Raw genomic sequence first — 16,140 nt, forward strand, 5'->3', positions numbered from 1 at the left:
TGATCGCTCTGTTTTGTCTTACATTGCCCGCATCACTCTATGATTCCGTCTCATAGATGTCGTTAATAACTGCTATCTAGATAGATACTAGTTATCGCACCTTTCATTCTTTATCTATATAATAAAATGACGTTCACCATAATGATTAATGACGATGCGTATAAGACTTTCTAACAACTGCAAGAACTGTGCCTTCTTGTTAAGTAGCTTACTTATAATTGCTTGCCAGCCTCCAGCACCTGTAGACAATCAACCGCTTAACGAAAAAGATGTACAGGCAGACTCTCCTATTATCGCTAGTGCCGATAGTGTCACTATGGCGTCTGATTATATTTTGAATATCAAACCCTCTCGCTATCAGCCAAGTCTTGGCTTGCAAGGAGTAATCGAACCTACTAAGCAGTCACGTTTTGTCGCAGTGCATGACATCATTGTGCAAAAAGTATTGGTTACAGAAGGACAATGGATAGAGGAAGGTACCCCACTATTAATAGTAAAGCGTCAAGTGTCTGTTGATAAAGTCAGTGCAACTTCTGCAGCTACTGAAGATATTGAACAAAAAGAAAAGGGTGTTACTAGCAAGGTGAAACCCGCTACTAACATGCCAAAAGAAGAAGACATAGATAGTAATGATGAAGAATCGAATAATAATGTAGCGTCGATAGAGGAGGTTTTGACCCATCGTGATGTAACAGATGACAAGGTAGATAGCAGTATAGATAGTGAAAAACCTAACAACGATCAAGATACAGCCACTGTAGAGCAAACCATACCGACCAATTTAACAGCACAGTCTGTTGTAGTACGAGCAAGCTTTTCTGGACGTATTGATAAATTACATGTAAAAAATGCCCAACCAGTTACTGCTCGCACGCCTTTATTACGTTTAAGCGATGATAAAAACTTGCAGTTTATTGCCACGCTTCCTCTAAAAATGAAACCGCAACTGTCAGTCGGGCAAACTGTGAATTTTACAGCCAAGAACGCATCAGAGAAGTTTGTTGGTCAAGTTGGGAAACTAGTCGTGAGTAATCAGCCCGACAAGCTACAGGTCTATGTTCATGTCGTCAAAAACGAAGCCAGTCGTGATAAGCTCAGACCTGATATGCTCGTTTCTGGACGGGTTGATTATGGACAGATAGAAGTCGGTACCATTATGCCTGAATATGGTATCCATGATGCTGATCTGTCGGCACTAAAAAAGCCCCCTTATCAGTCGCTTATGCCAATCACTGCTAACGTTTGGATAATCAAACAAGATCAACGCTTAACTCGTTTGTCAGTAGAAGTGATCAAGTACGATCCTAGCACTGAACAATATCTGGTTGCTGGTATTAGTAATGATAGCCTCATTTGCTTAGCAGATTTGCCCATAGAGTCAGTAGGCAAAAAGGTAATTGTTTCATAACGTTGTTCCATCCAATGCTCAAGCTTTACTTTAGAATTTTCAGAACAAAATATCATTCATTTTATCTGCTTTCTACGTTGTATTCCTATTTAGGCTGACTAAAATAGCGACTTCATAAAATATATTAGCGATGTCGCGAGTTACATTGTGTAGAAATATTAACAAAGCGCATCTTGTGTGGTAAGGCCTAAGTTAGGCAAAATAGAGCCAGTAACATTTGTATTGCTCATTTTTCTGTTGCTATGGATACGATATAGTACTATGTATCTTAGAAAAATCAGAAAAATAACCACGACGACTAAAACAACAATTATTGAATAATGACCACCAATAAAGGACAGCTCATGAGTAAACAAATCCTATTAATTGAAGACGATCCAGATTTGGCTGAATTGATTAGCGATTACCTGACAATGAACTATTACGACGTTCATCATGCAGGGTTAGGTCAAGAAGGTTTGGATATATTGGATACTAAAGAGCGTGACATTGATCTGGTTGTACTAGATTTGATGCTACCTGATATGGATGGTATGCAGGTCTGTCAAAAGATACGTGGCAACAAAAACAACATGACTAATAAAGTACCCATCATTATGTTGACTGCAAAAGGCGATACAACGGATCGGGTGCTGGGTCTAGAGATGGGTGCTGATGACTATATCGCCAAACCCTTTGAACCGCGAGAACTACTAGCCCGCATACGTGCTGTGGTTCGTCGCCATGAGCAGCCCAATCAAGCTGACAGTCAATCTGATAGTTTAACTTTTGGGCGTTTGAGTGTGTTTCCTGATAGCCATGAAGTGACCATTGATGAGCAGCCAGTACGTCTAACCACTCATCAGTTCCAACTATTACACTACTTTGCGACTCATTCTGGTAAAGTGCTCAATCGTGAGCAGTTGTGGCAGGCAATGCCAAACGATGATAGCTCTGATAACATTGACCGCGCAATTGATGTACATATTTCACGCTTACGTGCCTTAATTGAAGACAATCCGCGTCAGCCAAAACGTATCATTACTGTGCGCGGTGTTGGTTATCAATTTGCAACTGATCAGGTTTAACGACTTATCTGATGCGTCAAATCGGTTTGAATAAACTATTGAAGTAATGACCAAATAAAAATAGCCATCACGTCAACCGCGATGGCTATTTGTTAGTCATTGATATAAGCGTTCGTTAATAGAGAGCATATAATGCAGCAGTTGGGTTTTCGCTCCGTGTTTGCCAAACTATTTGCTAGTGTGATGCTGGCACTTGTTTTGTTCGCAGTCGCTATGGTGTTATTGACACAGCTCGTTCATGATAAAAATGCTGGTATTCGCTCTGAGGTGGTGGCAACTCAAATACTTGGACAAATTGATCCTTTTTTGCATGAACTAAATACGGCCGTTAGTAAGAATAACCGTTTGCAATCGCGTTTTATGTTAGCCGTGGTCAAAAAAAGCTTTGATATCTTTGATGAATCACTGCAAGCTAAAATGGGACTGTATGACAGTAAAGGTCGTCTGCTCATGCAAACCGACAACAGTGATCTGCCCTTAGAGCTACCTGCAACGCCTTCGTTATTAACCATTATATTCCCCTCTTTTTCAGAAACGCCTCCTACTCAACAAGCTCAGGTCTATAGTAGTACAGGCTATACATTGCTGTATGAGTCACGACTATCGCCCAAAAAACCAGCTTTATCTGCGGCGCTAAACTTGTTCACCGGCACCCTACTCTTACTTATGATTATGGCAGGCGTACTATGGTGGATTGCACGTTCAATGACATGGCGTATCAATCACATGAGTCAGCAGATGAGTCAACTTGGTGACGGTGACTTTACTGTACGTGTCAATAGTCGTGGTAATGATGAAATTGCTTTTCTTGCTCGTGGGTTTAACCAAGCAGCGCAAAAAATCGAACATTTGATTGACGCTAATAACTTATTATTGGCACATGCATCACATGAGCTACGCACACCCATTACCCGTATTCGTCTACAGATAGAGATGATGGACATGTTGGCAGGTTCGATGCCAAGCGATACAAAGGCAAAGTTTGATAAACGTGCCCAAGCGATCAATCGTGATTTATCAGGGCTTAACGATTTGGTGGAAAGCATCTTGTTAGTGAGTCGACTCGATGCAGGTCATGCGATGCAGCAGGTTGAACGTGTGGACTTATATGACTTAGTGAATCAAGAGCGACAGCATTATCCAGAGGCAACATTGATTGGCGAACATATTGTAATCGATGGCCAACCGCCGATGTTGACTCATCTTATTCGCAACCTACTAAATAACGCTATGTTGCATGGTGTTCCTCCAGTAACTGTTTTGTTATATGGCGCACAAACCCTTGCAGAAGCAGATACCCTACCCGAATATTTGTTAGATTCGCTCGTATGTAGTAGCTTTGCTGACTATGGTCATTTAAACTATGGTCACCCAACTTATGATAAACCTATCGATATAATAGAACAGTCTAAAGACGATCAAGAAGACAGCCCTACCTCTATCCAGTCTGTTGAACAGACCTCATCCGATGCATCAGAACAGCCTGACATCATACCAGCACCGGTTATTTTTAAAAATGGCGAAACGCTTGTTAGTCATGATGAAGAAAACGATAAAAACAGTCACGATCATAATGAGACCGATCAGTTAAGAGACATATCTGATAATAACTATAATAACCAAGGTCAAAAGCAGACAGCGGATATCCTAGCTCCCAATGGTAATAGTAAGACACTTCGTAATGACCACTATAAACTTGCTTCTGATTTAACCAATAGAATCAAAAAAGTCGTTTGGAATATCGTCCCAGAATCGCAAGAACAACATCTAAAGACTGGCGAGCTAAGTGATGCTCTAGTCAAACCTGTCACTCACAAGCGAGTAATTGAAAAGGCAAATACTGCTGACCATAAAGGCAATTCAACCAAAGACAGTAATGCTAGCAACAGCAACGTTGATAGTGATGGCAATAACACACCACGTAAAGAAAGCCTATTTAAGAAACATCTTAAAAAAGTCAAATCTGAAGATGCACGCCCTTTACCAAAATATGCAGTACTTGCAGTCATTGATGAAGGTACTGGTATCCCGAAAGACAAGCGCGAAGAAATCTTTAGCCCGTTTGTGCGCTTACAGCAAAAAAACAAAGGTTCCGGTCTAGGTTTATCACTGGTATCACAAATCGTCACGGCTCATCAAGGCCAAATAATTACTGATACTATTAATGGACATACTAGGTTTTTGGTTGTCATTCCAGTCAAGCATAACCCACATAAAAATCACGATAACCGTGATTAGGTATGGCCAATCTAGTTATTGACATAAGCTAAACAATTCTGTTTTTCGACCTAATACTTGTTTGTATCTATCCACTACTGTATCTCAAGACTCTATGAATATCCTTTATACGTCGAGTACTGCATAAGGCTAATATCCATATCGTTATAAGCGGTTCTCGAATGTTCATATCCAAAACGTCTAGAAATATGCTATATTACTGCCCCTTATCATATAGCCATTGATATAGATTTGACGCTGTCATCTTGCAATAGTATATCGACATTATCACCGCTACCTTATTTACTAAACTTCGAGCATTCCATGAGCGATATGATCGTCCTAAATGACGTGACCAAAAGCTTTTTAAGCGACCGATCCATAAAAGACAAAGATGGTAAGCCGCATTGGTTTACTGCGGTTGAACCGACGTCCCTGTCTGTTCGACAAGGTGAAATCTTTGGTTTGATGGGCTATTCAGGTGCTGGTAAATCTACCTTATTACGATTAATCAATATGCTTGAGCGTCCTGATTCAGGTCAGGTTATTATCGATGGTACTGACTTGACGACGTTGTCCGCCAGTGACCTACGTGTTGCGCGTCACAATATTGGTATGATTTTCCAGCAATTTAACTTGATGTCCAATCGCACCGTCTTTGATAATGTGGCGTTTAACTTAACAGTGTCAGGTTATCCTAGTCGCGATGTACGCAAACGTGTCATGGATTGTCTTGAGATTGTGGATCTAACTGATCGTGCAGGTCATTATCCTGCGCAGCTATCAGGCGGTCAAAAGCAACGTGTTGGTATTGCTCGCGCCATTGCACCAAGCCCAAAAGTACTGCTCGCTGATGAGCCGACCAGCGCGCTTGACCCTGCAACGACTCGCAGTTTGCTGACCTGTTTGCGTGATATCAATGACCAGCTTGGCGTAACCATCGTGATTGTCACTCATGAGATGAGCGTGATTCGTAGACTCTGTGATCGAGCAGCACTACTTCATCAAGGAAAATTGCTTGAAGTTGCAGCAGTAAAAGAAGGTCTGATTCAAGCAACCACTCCGATTGGCAAAGGCTTAGTCGTTGAAGATTAATGAGGTAAAATAAACAGATATGTTAACTGGTACTGAACTATCCGCCTCAGTAGATAAGCTGTATGCGCTGCGTAAAGAGATTTGGCAAGCATCGTTTGATACCTTTGTCATGCTTGGTATCTCGACCGCTGCTGCTGTTACGATTGGCGGGCTATTTGGGATATTCTTATTTTTGTCCAGCGATCGGCAGTTTTTACAGAATAAAGGATTGTATGCAATCTTAGGCGGTATCACCAACTTTATGCGTGCCTTCCCTTTTGTCATTTTGATGATTGCCATGAGTCCATTTACCAAGGCGATTGTCGGCACAGGTATTGGTCCTATTGCTGCCTCTTTGGTTCTAGCAATTGCCGGCTCGTTCTACTTTGCGCGTTTGGTCGAGCAAAATCTGCGTGAAGTACCACGTGGTATTATCGAGGCAACCGAATCGATGGGCGCACGTCCTTTTACGATCATTAAAGTATTGCTTAATGAGGCGCGATCAGGACTGGTGTTATCCGTCACTATTTTATGTATCAGCCTACTTTCTTATTCAGCGGCGGCTGGTATGATCGGTGGGGGCGGCCTTGGTGATCTGGCGATTCGTTATGGTTATTACCGTTATCAAACAGAAGTCATGATTTTTATTGTCATTATGCTATCAATCATGGTCATCTCAATTCAAGCTTTTGGTAATTGGCTGGCGACTCGCTTGGATAAACGCTAAACCACTTTGTAGAATACTTGACATTGTAGCCGACTAGGTTTAATTTGACCGTCATCCAATTTTTTGTAGAGGCAGCATTACTATCCATAATGTTGCTTTTTTAATGGTTACTTTATTATTTATTTGAGGAAATATTATGAAATTAACAGATATTAGCCGTCAGTTGGCGACTGCATTTGCCGCTGTTGGTGTATCGAGCCTAGTGTTGGTCGGTTGTAATAACTCATCTGCACCAGAAGCAAATAAAGAAGCGGTTACTGAGGGTTCAACAGCTCAAACTGCTGCTAGCAATATCGATCCTGAACACACTAAAATTGTCATCGGTACGACCGAAGGCGACTTTGCTGATATGGTACGTAATCAAGTTAAAGCCTCACTAGAAGAGCAAGGTTATGAAGTTGAGTTAGTACCTTTTACTGACTATGTACGCCCTAACCTTGCACTGGCTGAAGGTGATTTGGACATCAATATCTTCCAGCATAAGCCTTATCTTGATACCTTCAAAAAAGAAAATAACCTTGATTTGGTCGAAGTTTTCCAAGTACCAACCGCTCCGCTCGGTATCTATTCAGGCAAAAAAAGCACTCTTGATGATGTCTACAAAGGCATGAGCGTCTCTGCACCGAATGATCCAAGTAACTTTGCCCGTGCCTTGGTAATGATGGACGATCTGGGCTGGATCACACTAAAAGACAATATTGATCCATTGACTGCTTCAAAAACTGATATCGCTGATAACAGTAAGTATGACATCGACATCATTGAACTAGAAGCGGCTCAATTACCACGTGCCCGTGACGAAGTCGACTTTGCTGTTATCAATGGCAACTATGCAACAGATGCTGGTATTGAGCTAACCGAAGCGTTGTTCCAAGAGCCAAGCTTTGCTTATGTTAACTGGTCAGCGGTCAAATCTGCTGATGCTGGTAAAAAATGGGTTGAAGACGTCACCAACGCTTATAACTCAGAAGCCTTCAAAAAGTATGCTCATAATACTTTCCCAGGCTACAAATATCCAAAAATCTGGGGTGGTAACACTGCACCAGCTACCGAAACTACTGCAAGCACTGCTCCTGTAGAAGCAGAAGCAGCTCAGTAATCAAGAGCTTAATGGCTAAAAGTTTTAGACCATTAAATACTGCTAATTTGAATTAATTAACAGTGCTAATAAGACAAGTCGTAAACACAAAAATGCCCACTACTTATGAGTAATGGGCATTTTTTACGTTCTAAATTTTATATTTAGCTTTTGTACTAATCGTTAGATAGTGCTTCTAAACAAGTCCAGCTCAATATCATAACTAGGCTCAGGTTTCTTAAACAGGTACTTACCATTACGAATTGAGGCCAGTACATCCGCGCGTTGGCGCACCGCTTCAAATGGACTTGTCGCATCCAATACTAGGAAGTTTGCTGCCTTACCCACCTCAATACCGTACTCTTCTTCGATGTTCAAGGTTTTCGCGCCATTAAAGGTAATGAAGTCAAGGCAGACATCAAGCTGCGGTAATGACATGGTTTGTGCTAAGTGAATACCATTATCCAAGATATTCATCATGTTACCGTTGCCCGCTGGATACCAAGGATCATTGATGGAATCTTGACCAAAAGAGATGTTAATACCATTCTCCCAGAATTCTTTCACTCGCGTGAGGCCACGACGTTTTGGATAAGTATCTTGGCGACCTTGCAGATAAGCGTTTTCGGTCGGCAGTGCAATAAAGTTCATACCTGATTGCTCAAACAGTCCCATCATACGAAACGCATAAGCATCATCTGCAGAACCAAATGAGCAAGTATGACTAGCCGCTGTACGCGCACCGATACCTTCAATCATGACCAAAGCATTCAATAATTGCACGTGACGACTCATCGGGTCATCGGTCTCATCACAATGCACGTCGATGAGTTTGTCATACTTGAGCGCAAGCTCAACCGTTTTACGTACAGAATCTTGCCCAAACTCGTACGCCCATTCAAAATGTGGAATACCACCGACGCAGTCCGCGCCCATCTTGAGAGCTTCCTCTATCAGCTCAACAGCGCCTTTGTAGGCATACATGCCCTCTTGCGGGAAAGCAACGATTTGAATAGTCAAGTTGTCTTTTAACTCTTCGCGCAGCTCCAGCATCGCTTTGAGCCCAGTCAGATCAGGATCACAAACGTCAATATGGGTACGAATATATTGCACCCCTTTGGAGACTTCTTCTTGAATACCTTTTAACATACGCGTTTTAGCTTCTTCAAAAGACTGCGTTTTTTTGACATCGTGCCAGCGTGCAATACCTTCAAACAGCGTTCCTGAGGCGTTCTTGGCATCATCGCCGCCACCCGTATAAACATAATCAAGATGCAGATGTGAGTCCACATAAGGCGGTACCACCAAACAGCCCTTTAAATCAATCTCCTCCGTAGCGGCAGGCAAGCCTCTACCAATCTGCTCAATGATTCCGTCCTTGACTAAAATCTCATTAGCTTCGCTATTGCGATAGATATTTGCATTAGTAAATTTGATCATGACAAACTCCTGTTATTGACTAATAAGTGATTAAGAAATAGAAACTAAATACCTTCAAAATCGATATCGTACTGTACTATTGCAATGCTTTTTTAAAACATATAATGACGTTACAGCCTGTTTGTCCTTTGTAGAAAACCGTCACTTACTCTTTCACTTTTTTCTATTTTTTTCTATAGTAGCTGGGTTGCTTAGTCATTCTATCAGGCTAGGTTTTATAATTAATACTAGGATATAACGATTGTTAACTCAGGTTTAGAAGCTGCTAACTCAGATCGTATCATGAATTATTTAAAAAGCTGTAAAACCACAAATAACACATAATAAGGATAATAATATGAGTACCAAAACTTATAAAATTCGTACCGCAGGCAAAGCCAATATTCCCGTATTAGGACTTGGTACCTGGCAATCAACAGGACAAGACTGTATTGATGTCGTCAGTCAAGCACTAAAAATGGGTTATGAGCATATTGATACTGCGCAAGCTTATGATAATGAAGTCGAAGTCGGAAAAGGTATCAAACAATCAGGCGTGGCTCGTGATAAGTTCTTTTTGACCACGAAGATTTTCCCTGATGATATGAAGTTTGAGCCAGAAAAGTTAATCGCAGCGGCCAAACGTTCTTTAGAAAATCTCGATACCGATTATGTCGACCTATTGCTATTACACTGGCCAGATTCCCGTGTACCGTTATCTGAGACCATTCCTGCATTGTGCGAGTTGCAAAAACAAGGCTTAACACGCAATATCGGCGTCTCTAACTTTAATATCGCCAATATTATTGAAGCAAAGAAACATGCTGATGTCCCTATTGTCGTCAACCAAGTCGAGTTTCATCCATTTATCAAACAAAACACCTTGCAGTCTTTTTTGAATAATCACCATATTTTATTGGAAGCTTACTCACCACTCGCACGCGGTGACGTGTTTAATAATGACGTTATCAAAGAGATTGCAGACAAGCATAACGTGACTCCAGCCCAAATATCATTGGCTTGGATACTATCGGATAAAGACCGTGTGGCTATTCCAAAGACTTCTAATCCTGATCATTTACAAGGTAACTTGGATGCTATCGAAGTCCAGCTTAGCGCCGATGAATTAGAAAAAATTGGCAACTTGGCTCGTAGCGATGGCCGTAAAATCGAACATCCTGATTATACTCCTGTATGGGATGACTAACTTTTATATCAACACCCATATAAAAAAAGCGCCGTTAATAAAATATTAGCGGCGCTTTTGCTGTCAGTAGATGTTTAAGACTACTGTTGCAACGTTTTGGACTCGTGGATTGGCTCTGCTGGATTGTACTGCTCAGAAGTCGGTGTCAATCCATTGCGGTTATTAGCTTTCATAGACTTGGCAACCTCAGGTGGCATATAGTTTTCGTCATGCTTGGCTAGCACTTCACCGGCCACAAAAGTCTCGCCCTGCATTTTACCAGTGGCGACCACGCCTGAATTTTCAGCAAATAAATCCGGCAAGATACCTTGATAAGTGACCGGAACCGTTGATTCAAAATCTGTAATCGCGAACTCAACATTTAATGGATTGTCTGGCGCCCGCTGTACGCTACCAGCAACGACCATACCACCTGCACGAATACGCTTATCTTGGGGTGCTTCGCCCTCGGCAATAGCGGTCGCATCAAAATAATAGTCAGTCTGCTGGCCAATAGCATAAATGACCAGTACCACGGCAATTGCTGCTCCTGCTAACGTAAACATTACCCACATCAGTTTTTTGCGACGAACTGCATTCATACTATTACCTCATTAATGAGTCTTTGCCTTACAAGATATAGGCAATACCATCTAAATCTATAAAACAGAAAATATTAAAGAAACTACGATTAGAAAAATTTTTTAAAATATTTTTCTAATCGTAGTTTTCTAATGGTTATATGGTAGCATTTTTCAAACAAATCAATAAGCCTTTAAACACTAATAAGCTTATGTTTTCATCATTTAAAAAAATGTAATAGTATATGCTAAGGCAATGATATTAAAATATTTTTTATAACGTTTGCTCGGGTACAGAATTGGGGTTTTTAGTAGTACGCTGAGCTTGACGCGCTTGCTGAATGGTCAGCTGTTTGATAAGTGTTTGTCGCTGCTTACGGCTATAAATAATAAAAGCCAGCATCACGCCCACCGTAATTGCCCAACACGACCAGACAAACACGCCATGCTTACCCATGGCGATAAACTCAGATATGCTATAAAAGTAAGGCTGCATAATCAGCTCCTAGCCATTATTTGTCTTGTCCACGAATATATTCTTTGACCCACGCTTTACCTTGATCTCGGTACAAAATGAGGGTGTTAGTACGATAAATCGTTAATGTCGCGACTAGTAAGTAACTACCGATAATCATAAGTAGCAATGGCATCCACATATCGGCTGACATTTTTGGTGCGGCGGTTAAGGTAAAAGTTGAGCCTTGATGTAAGGTATTCCACCACTGTACCGAATATTTAATAATAGGTAGATTCACTGCGCCGACAATGGATAAAATAGCCGCCGCTTTACCTCGATTAGCGGTATGCTCAAACGCTGCAAACAACGCCATCACGCCTGCATATAAAAACGCCAAAATCAGCATAGACGTTAAACGCGCATCCCAAACCCAGTAAGTACCCCAAGTAGGTTTTGCCCAAATAGAGCCGGTGATTAAGCTAATCACGCAGAGCAAAAAGCCCAATGGAGCAAGCGCCTGCGCCACCAGACTGGCCGTCTTGATTTTCCAAACAAGGAAGATAACCCCTAATACGGCGAGGGCAAAATAGATAGAAATAGCGATACTGGCCGCTGGCACGTGAATAAAAATAATGCGGTAGCTATTACCTTGTAAATAGTCAGGCGGCGCAAAAGCGAGACCCCAAACACTACCGATCAGTAGAAAAATGCTGGCTAATATTGCCAACCACTTAACCCAAGGCGCAAAGATGCGAAAAAACTGCTTGGTACCCACAGTGGTCAAGAAGCCTTGCCAGATGCGCTGCCATAGGCTAGGAGATGAGACATTATTCAGGTTGGGCATGGGAATAAACCTATTTGCACAGCATATTGGTTATACAGATACTACATCATGAACGCTACTATCTGCTAACCTGCTGGCGTTAAACACTGGATAGAATCTACAAGTGACTTGTTATGGATTTAATTGGCTATTATAGCAAAGTTGCCCGTTTTCAACATGCTGTTAATATAAAGGTTTTTTCAATTTAGCCACGCCATTTTTAGGGTCATAGCAATCACCCATGGCATCACGAGTACCGAGATAATACTACCTGCCAATAATAAAGCCAATATCGGCAAACCATTAAGACCAGTAGCAAATAAGTCAACTGCTCCTGTCGCAAAAATCAGTACTGGCAACTGCATTGGCAAAGCAATCAAAGGCACTAGCACCGCGCCATTCTTTAATGACAGCGTCAAGCTACTGGCGACCGCTGACAACATCAACAGCATCGGACTACCTGTCACAATAGAAGCCATCAATATCCACGCTTCAAACCAGCTAAGTTGAAACAATGGCACGGCAAGTAAACTGAGCACGGCCACAATACCACTACTAAAAATCCAATGGATAACCAAGCGGATAAGTACCCATAACGGTAGCGACGCTTTGGCGACGACCAACTGCGCGAGCGTGCCATTATCGAGAGCAGGTTTAAATAAGCCATCAACGCCCATCACCAGTGACAACAGAGCAGCAATCCACACAGCTGAGACCCCAAGACGCTGCAACAGCGCAGGCTCGCTACCTACGGCTAGCGGAAATAAGGTAATAATTACCAAAAACAGTACCAAAGGGTATAACCACTGCACGGCACCTTGCTGCTTCACGTGCCATTCGCGCCGCCATAACTGTCTAAAACTGATACCACGCGCAGCTAATGCGCTAACGTTTGAGCTTTTATTCGCTACTTGTACTGGACTGTCTTGCATTAGGTTTTCTTGCATGGTGCTCTCTTGCACTGGACTATCTCGTAATGGACTATTTTGTAATGGACTGTCTGTCATTATTCGTCCTTTCACTTATATTTGTCGCGCTTATACCATGTAATCTGACAAATTGAGCACCTGATTGGCGACGCCGACAGTTTGATGACTGGTCATCAATATGGCACCACCAGTATGGGAAAATTCGCGCAACCTGTCTTCCATTCGTGCCACCATATCGACATCAAGTGCGGTAAAAGGCTCATCCAGTAACCATAATGGTGTTACGTCCGGCGTCAACAAATATAGTCTTGCAAGGGTGATGCGACGCGTTTGCCCAGCAGATAAATGGCTTGAGCTAATCGTCTCAAAGCCTTGCAATCCCACCCAAGCGAGAGCGTCGTCAATATCAGCGATACTTGGGCTAATGCCATATAGGTTCAGCAGAAAGGTCAGATTTTGCGCGACCGTCAGATTGGGATGAATGCCTAACTGATGCGAGACATATAAAGGCTGAATAGGCAGATTTGCTACGCCTTGGTAGTGAACCTTGCCCGTCATCACTGGCAACAATCCCGCCAGTTGCATCAGTAGCGTCGTTTTACCGGTACCGTTTGCACCAACTAAATGACAGATGCTTCCCGCAGGTAAGTTGAGCGTGACCCCTTCACATAAAGGTATTTCACCGCGCTGAACCGTCAGCTCATTGAGCACAAGTAAGGGTGCATCCACAGCCGTCATTAAATCTCTCATTATTTATCAAGCGCTAAGCAATATTCATCACAAACGAATACATGGTTCATGGCATAATACTTTATGCTCACTATATCCACACAGTATAACAAATTGTCGATTACTATGACCTCAAAACCTATGCAGACTTCAAAAGATAACCAAACTCTAAACACTCAAGCATCAGACACTCAAATTCCAACGCCTCATACAGGTGCTGCAACTGCTCATCCTAGCGCAAGCTTATCAGCTGCTAGCCTAACTATGGATAGCTTAATCGATGCTCAAGTTGCCTTTATGCAGCAGTGGTTACAGCAGCAAGCAGAGCCGATGGCTCTAGAGGCTTGGCAGTGGTTAGGCGCGCAGCCACTACATAAATACGTTAGCGCCGATGATTTGCAGCACCTGATTAATGACTGGCTACTGAGCCAACCGATGAGCGATGTCATGCGCACCGATATCCGCGATATCTTGCATACGGTCATTTATCATCCAGTCAACGACAACGTACCTTTATCTGAGCTAGTGGATGATACTCAGGTTGAAACTCTTGCCAATTACATAGGTAGCCATGACGAGCAGCGTAATGCCTTGATTCATACGCTAGTCGGCAATGAAACCTTTGCAGACTTGTTGACGCAAACACTATATCACGCTATCAACGACTTTATGGAAACCACGCTGGATAAAGCAGGCGGTGTTGGTAAGCTCATGAAGCTTGGACGCAGCTCATTTGAGAAGGCAACCAACAGAAACCTGGATGAAAAGTTACAGACGTACTTGCATCGCAATATTAAAGACTTAACTCGCCGAGCAGAGGCGAATGCGCAAGCACACTTATCAAATGAAGAAGTCGCTCGGCTCTTGATAACAGGTTGGGGACGCATCAAAGACCAACCGATTAGCCAGCTACAAACCTACTTAAACGATGAGCCTGACCATAGCAGTATTGATCATATCGAAGCCAGTATCCAACAAAGCTATAACCGTCTGCGCTTGTCGCCTTACTTGCGCAGCCTTGTCTCAGCTAGCGTCGACACTTGGTACACTAATCATCAGTCGGATACGATTGCGAGCGTAGCAGCGAGCTTATATATTGATGAAGAGGCCATGACGCAATTAAGTAGCGCCCTACTTCCTGTCGTGCATGACGCTCTTGAAAGTACATGGCTTACCACTCATATCTATAACATGTTACAAGCATTTTATGCGCAACCTAACATCAAAGATGGTTTCGTATTCAGCAAAAATTAATTCGAGGTTTTAGCTTATTTATCAGCTTTTAATATTATTCATTTATTAAGTTAGTACAACAACTATGAGTCAACATAATAAACTCAGCTTATGGCAAAAACTCAAACGGTTCCTGACTGCTTCAGCACCGCAGGCTGTTGCTGATGACGTGAAATTGTCGCAGCAATCGTTGTCACTTAAAGCTGAATTTAGCGTTGATAACGATACTGATATTAATAAAGATATTAATGTTAATAAAGATACTGCTACTGATACTTTACAAGCTGGAGCTTATAGCGCCAAGGCTAATAAAAAGCCTAGTGATAACAAGACCAATGATAAAAATGCTAGTAGCATAGGCTTTGCTAAAACAGACACGAACGGCGACATCAGTAATAATAAAAAAGATAGCGAGAATGCTAAAGCAGATACACCGAATCAGACTGCCGAACAAGGCCGTAATACTGACATAGCTATTGTCGATTATCTTAAGCAGTATTTTAATGACAAACAATGGCACTACACCCATTATCGGCCAAGAATCAATGACAGCCAGCAATCGCACCATTTATCCTTAAGAATGCGCAATAAACAACTAGAATGTGGCTATCTGTTCCGCGTGCAGGAGAAAAACAATCTGCTAGCAGTCTATGGGATCTTACCGTTCTTAGTGCCAGAGAGTCATCAAAACGCAGCAATGTTACTTATTACCCAAATTAATTATGACATGCTGATTGGCAATTTAGAGATGGATGTGAATGATGGCGAAATACGATACAAACATGCTATCGATGTCGAAGCAGTTGGCATTAATGATCATATCATTGAGCATCTGCTACAAAGCGTGATTGCCATGACTACGGTCGCTTACGAGATATTTGATGATTTAATCAATACTCAAGACCCTGCTGAAGATATGCAAACGTTACTTATAGAGCTACGTCAGCAATCCGACTCAAGAACCTTCTTTCTTCCGACTCAATTTGTTCAATAAAGATGCTCAATTTAAAAAAGTAACACAACAAACTTACTTTGAAAATCTTAAGGCGAGGCTGATAGAAATTTTCGTAGCCTCTGTCTGCGTAGGCACAGCAAGCAAGAAAATTTTTATCAGCCTCGTATGCAGATGAGATGTATAACACTTTTATTTAGTAGAGACTATAATCCTATCTTTTATAACCTCTAAACTATTAAAGATAATAAAAAATGCTT

The 16,140-nt window shown here is 42.0% G+C and carries 15 protein-coding genes; 9 read left to right on the forward strand and 6 right to left on the reverse strand.

The annotated features are described in order from the left end of the window. Positions 1 to 154: 154 nt before the first annotated feature. From ACS8FC_RS02655 to ACS8FC_RS02680, 6 genes are all read left to right on the forward strand, one after another. Complete coding sequence (locus ACS8FC_RS02655) at positions 155 to 1,408, forward strand: HlyD family efflux transporter periplasmic adaptor subunit (protein ID WP_439295787.1); 1,254 nt, start codon at positions 155 to 157, stop codon at positions 1,406 to 1,408. Positions 1,409 to 1,752: 344 nt separating this feature from the next. Then, the gene (locus tag ACS8FC_RS02660; RefSeq protein ID WP_299186927.1) at positions 1,753 to 2,475 is read left to right on the forward strand and encodes a response regulator transcription factor; all 723 of its coding nucleotides are present in this window, start codon (positions 1,753 to 1,755) and stop codon (positions 2,473 to 2,475) included. 132 nt (positions 2,476 to 2,607) lie between these two features. Continuing rightward, positions 2,608 to 4,713, forward strand: coding sequence for an ATP-binding protein (locus ACS8FC_RS02665; protein WP_439295788.1), 2,106 nt, complete (start codon positions 2,608 to 2,610; stop codon positions 4,711 to 4,713). 303 nt (positions 4,714 to 5,016) lie between these two features. Continuing rightward, complete coding sequence (locus ACS8FC_RS02670; RefSeq protein WP_439295789.1) at positions 5,017 to 5,787, forward strand: methionine ABC transporter ATP-binding protein; 771 nt, start codon at positions 5,017 to 5,019, stop codon at positions 5,785 to 5,787. Positions 5,788 to 5,806: 19 nt separating this feature from the next. After that, positions 5,807 to 6,493, forward strand: a complete 687-nt coding sequence (locus ACS8FC_RS02675; RefSeq protein WP_420884158.1) for a methionine ABC transporter permease — start codon at positions 5,807 to 5,809, stop codon at positions 6,491 to 6,493. A gap of 136 nt (positions 6,494 to 6,629) precedes the next feature. Continuing rightward, complete coding sequence (locus ACS8FC_RS02680) at positions 6,630 to 7,592, forward strand: MetQ/NlpA family ABC transporter substrate-binding protein (protein ID WP_439295790.1); 963 nt, start codon at positions 6,630 to 6,632, stop codon at positions 7,590 to 7,592. Between the two features lie 162 nt (positions 7,593 to 7,754). On the opposite strand, the gene ACS8FC_RS02685 is transcribed toward ACS8FC_RS02680, so the two are convergent. Further along, the gene (locus ACS8FC_RS02685) at positions 7,755 to 9,011 is read right to left on the reverse strand and encodes an amidohydrolase family protein (protein WP_439295791.1); all 1,257 of its coding nucleotides are present in this window, start codon (positions 9,009 to 9,011) and stop codon (positions 7,755 to 7,757) included. Positions 9,012 to 9,348: 337 nt separating this feature from the next. On the opposite strand from ACS8FC_RS02685, the gene ACS8FC_RS02690 reads away from it, so the two are divergent. After that, complete coding sequence (locus tag ACS8FC_RS02690) at positions 9,349 to 10,197, forward strand: aldo/keto reductase (protein WP_439262038.1); 849 nt, start codon at positions 9,349 to 9,351, stop codon at positions 10,195 to 10,197. An 80-nt stretch (positions 10,198 to 10,277) separates the two neighbouring features. Here the strand turns inward: ACS8FC_RS02690 and ccmE are convergent, their stop codons facing one another. The 5 genes from ccmE to ccmA all read right to left on the reverse strand — a co-directional run bounded on the left by ccmE (position 10,278) and on the right by ccmA (position 13,704). Beyond that, complete coding sequence (ccmE, locus tag ACS8FC_RS02695; protein WP_299217813.1) at positions 10,278 to 10,778, reverse strand: cytochrome c maturation protein CcmE; 501 nt, start codon at positions 10,776 to 10,778, stop codon at positions 10,278 to 10,280. 253 nt (positions 10,779 to 11,031) lie between these two features. Then, complete coding sequence (ccmD, locus tag ACS8FC_RS02700) at positions 11,032 to 11,253, reverse strand: heme exporter protein CcmD (protein ID WP_439262040.1); 222 nt, start codon at positions 11,251 to 11,253, stop codon at positions 11,032 to 11,034. A 16-nt stretch (positions 11,254 to 11,269) separates the two neighbouring features. Next, positions 11,270 to 12,058: a heme ABC transporter permease CcmC gene (ccmC, locus tag ACS8FC_RS02705; protein WP_439262042.1), complete on the reverse strand. Its 789-nt coding sequence runs from the start codon at positions 12,056 to 12,058 to the stop codon at positions 11,270 to 11,272. Between the two features lie 179 nt (positions 12,059 to 12,237). After that, positions 12,238 to 12,969 (reverse strand): heme exporter protein CcmB, encoded by a 732-nt coding sequence (locus ACS8FC_RS02710; RefSeq protein WP_439295811.1) that lies wholly within the window; start codon positions 12,967 to 12,969, stop codon positions 12,238 to 12,240. A 105-nt stretch (positions 12,970 to 13,074) separates the two neighbouring features. After that, a complete protein-coding gene (ccmA, locus tag ACS8FC_RS02715; RefSeq protein WP_439295792.1) occupies positions 13,075 to 13,704 on the reverse strand; it encodes a heme ABC exporter ATP-binding protein CcmA in 630 nt (209 codons plus the stop codon). Positions 13,705 to 13,836: 132 nt separating this feature from the next. On the opposite strand from ccmA, the gene ACS8FC_RS02720 reads away from it, so the two are divergent. Next, positions 13,837 to 14,949, forward strand: coding sequence for a hypothetical protein (locus ACS8FC_RS02720; protein WP_439295793.1), 1,113 nt, complete (start codon positions 13,837 to 13,839; stop codon positions 14,947 to 14,949). Between the two features lie 64 nt (positions 14,950 to 15,013). Further along, entirely contained in the window at positions 15,014 to 15,922 is a 909-nt protein-coding gene (locus ACS8FC_RS02725; protein WP_439295794.1) for a YbjN domain-containing protein, read from the forward strand. The last annotated feature ends 218 nt before the right edge of the window (positions 15,923 to 16,140 follow it).

It is taken from the genome of Psychrobacter sp. 1Y4 (assembly GCF_051847555.1).

What these genes read in the sequence shown, in the direction of transcription:
- ACS8FC_RS02690 (WP_439262038.1), top strand. Translation starts at nt 9,349, where the DNA reads ATGAGTACCAAAACTTATAAAATTCGTACCGCAGGCAAAGCCAATATT.
- ccmA (WP_439295792.1), bottom strand. Translation starts at nt 13,704, where the DNA reads ATGACGGCTGTGGATGCACCCTTACTTGTGCTCAATGAGCTGACGGTT.
- ACS8FC_RS02670 (WP_439295789.1), top strand. Translation starts at nt 5,017, where the DNA reads ATGAGCGATATGATCGTCCTAAATGACGTGACCAAAAGCTTTTTAAGC.
- ACS8FC_RS02665 (WP_439295788.1), top strand. Translation starts at nt 2,608, where the DNA reads ATGCAGCAGTTGGGTTTTCGCTCCGTGTTTGCCAAACTATTTGCTAGT.
- ccmD (WP_439262040.1), bottom strand. Translation starts at nt 11,253, where the DNA reads ATGCAGCCTTACTTTTATAGCATATCTGAGTTTATCGCCATGGGTAAG.
- ACS8FC_RS02675 (WP_420884158.1), top strand. Translation starts at nt 5,807, where the DNA reads ATGTTAACTGGTACTGAACTATCCGCCTCAGTAGATAAGCTGTATGCG.
- ccmE (WP_299217813.1), bottom strand. Translation starts at nt 10,778, where the DNA reads ATGAATGCAGTTCGTCGCAAAAAACTGATGTGGGTAATGTTTACGTTA.
- ACS8FC_RS02680 (WP_439295790.1), top strand. Translation starts at nt 6,630, where the DNA reads ATGAAATTAACAGATATTAGCCGTCAGTTGGCGACTGCATTTGCCGCT.
- ACS8FC_RS02710 (WP_439295811.1), bottom strand. Translation starts at nt 12,969, where the DNA reads ATGCAAGACAGTCCAGTACAAGTAGCGAATAAAAGCTCAAACGTTAGC.
- ccmC (WP_439262042.1), bottom strand. Translation starts at nt 12,058, where the DNA reads ATGCCCAACCTGAATAATGTCTCATCTCCTAGCCTATGGCAGCGCATC.
- ACS8FC_RS02660 (WP_299186927.1), top strand. Translation starts at nt 1,753, where the DNA reads ATGAGTAAACAAATCCTATTAATTGAAGACGATCCAGATTTGGCTGAA.
- ACS8FC_RS02685 (WP_439295791.1), bottom strand. Translation starts at nt 9,011, where the DNA reads ATGATCAAATTTACTAATGCAAATATCTATCGCAATAGCGAAGCTAAT.
- ACS8FC_RS02725 (WP_439295794.1), top strand. Translation starts at nt 15,014, where the DNA reads ATGAGTCAACATAATAAACTCAGCTTATGGCAAAAACTCAAACGGTTC.
- ACS8FC_RS02655 (WP_439295787.1), top strand. Translation starts at nt 155, where the DNA reads ATGCGTATAAGACTTTCTAACAACTGCAAGAACTGTGCCTTCTTGTTA.
- ACS8FC_RS02720 (WP_439295793.1), top strand. Translation starts at nt 13,837, where the DNA reads ATGCAGACTTCAAAAGATAACCAAACTCTAAACACTCAAGCATCAGAC.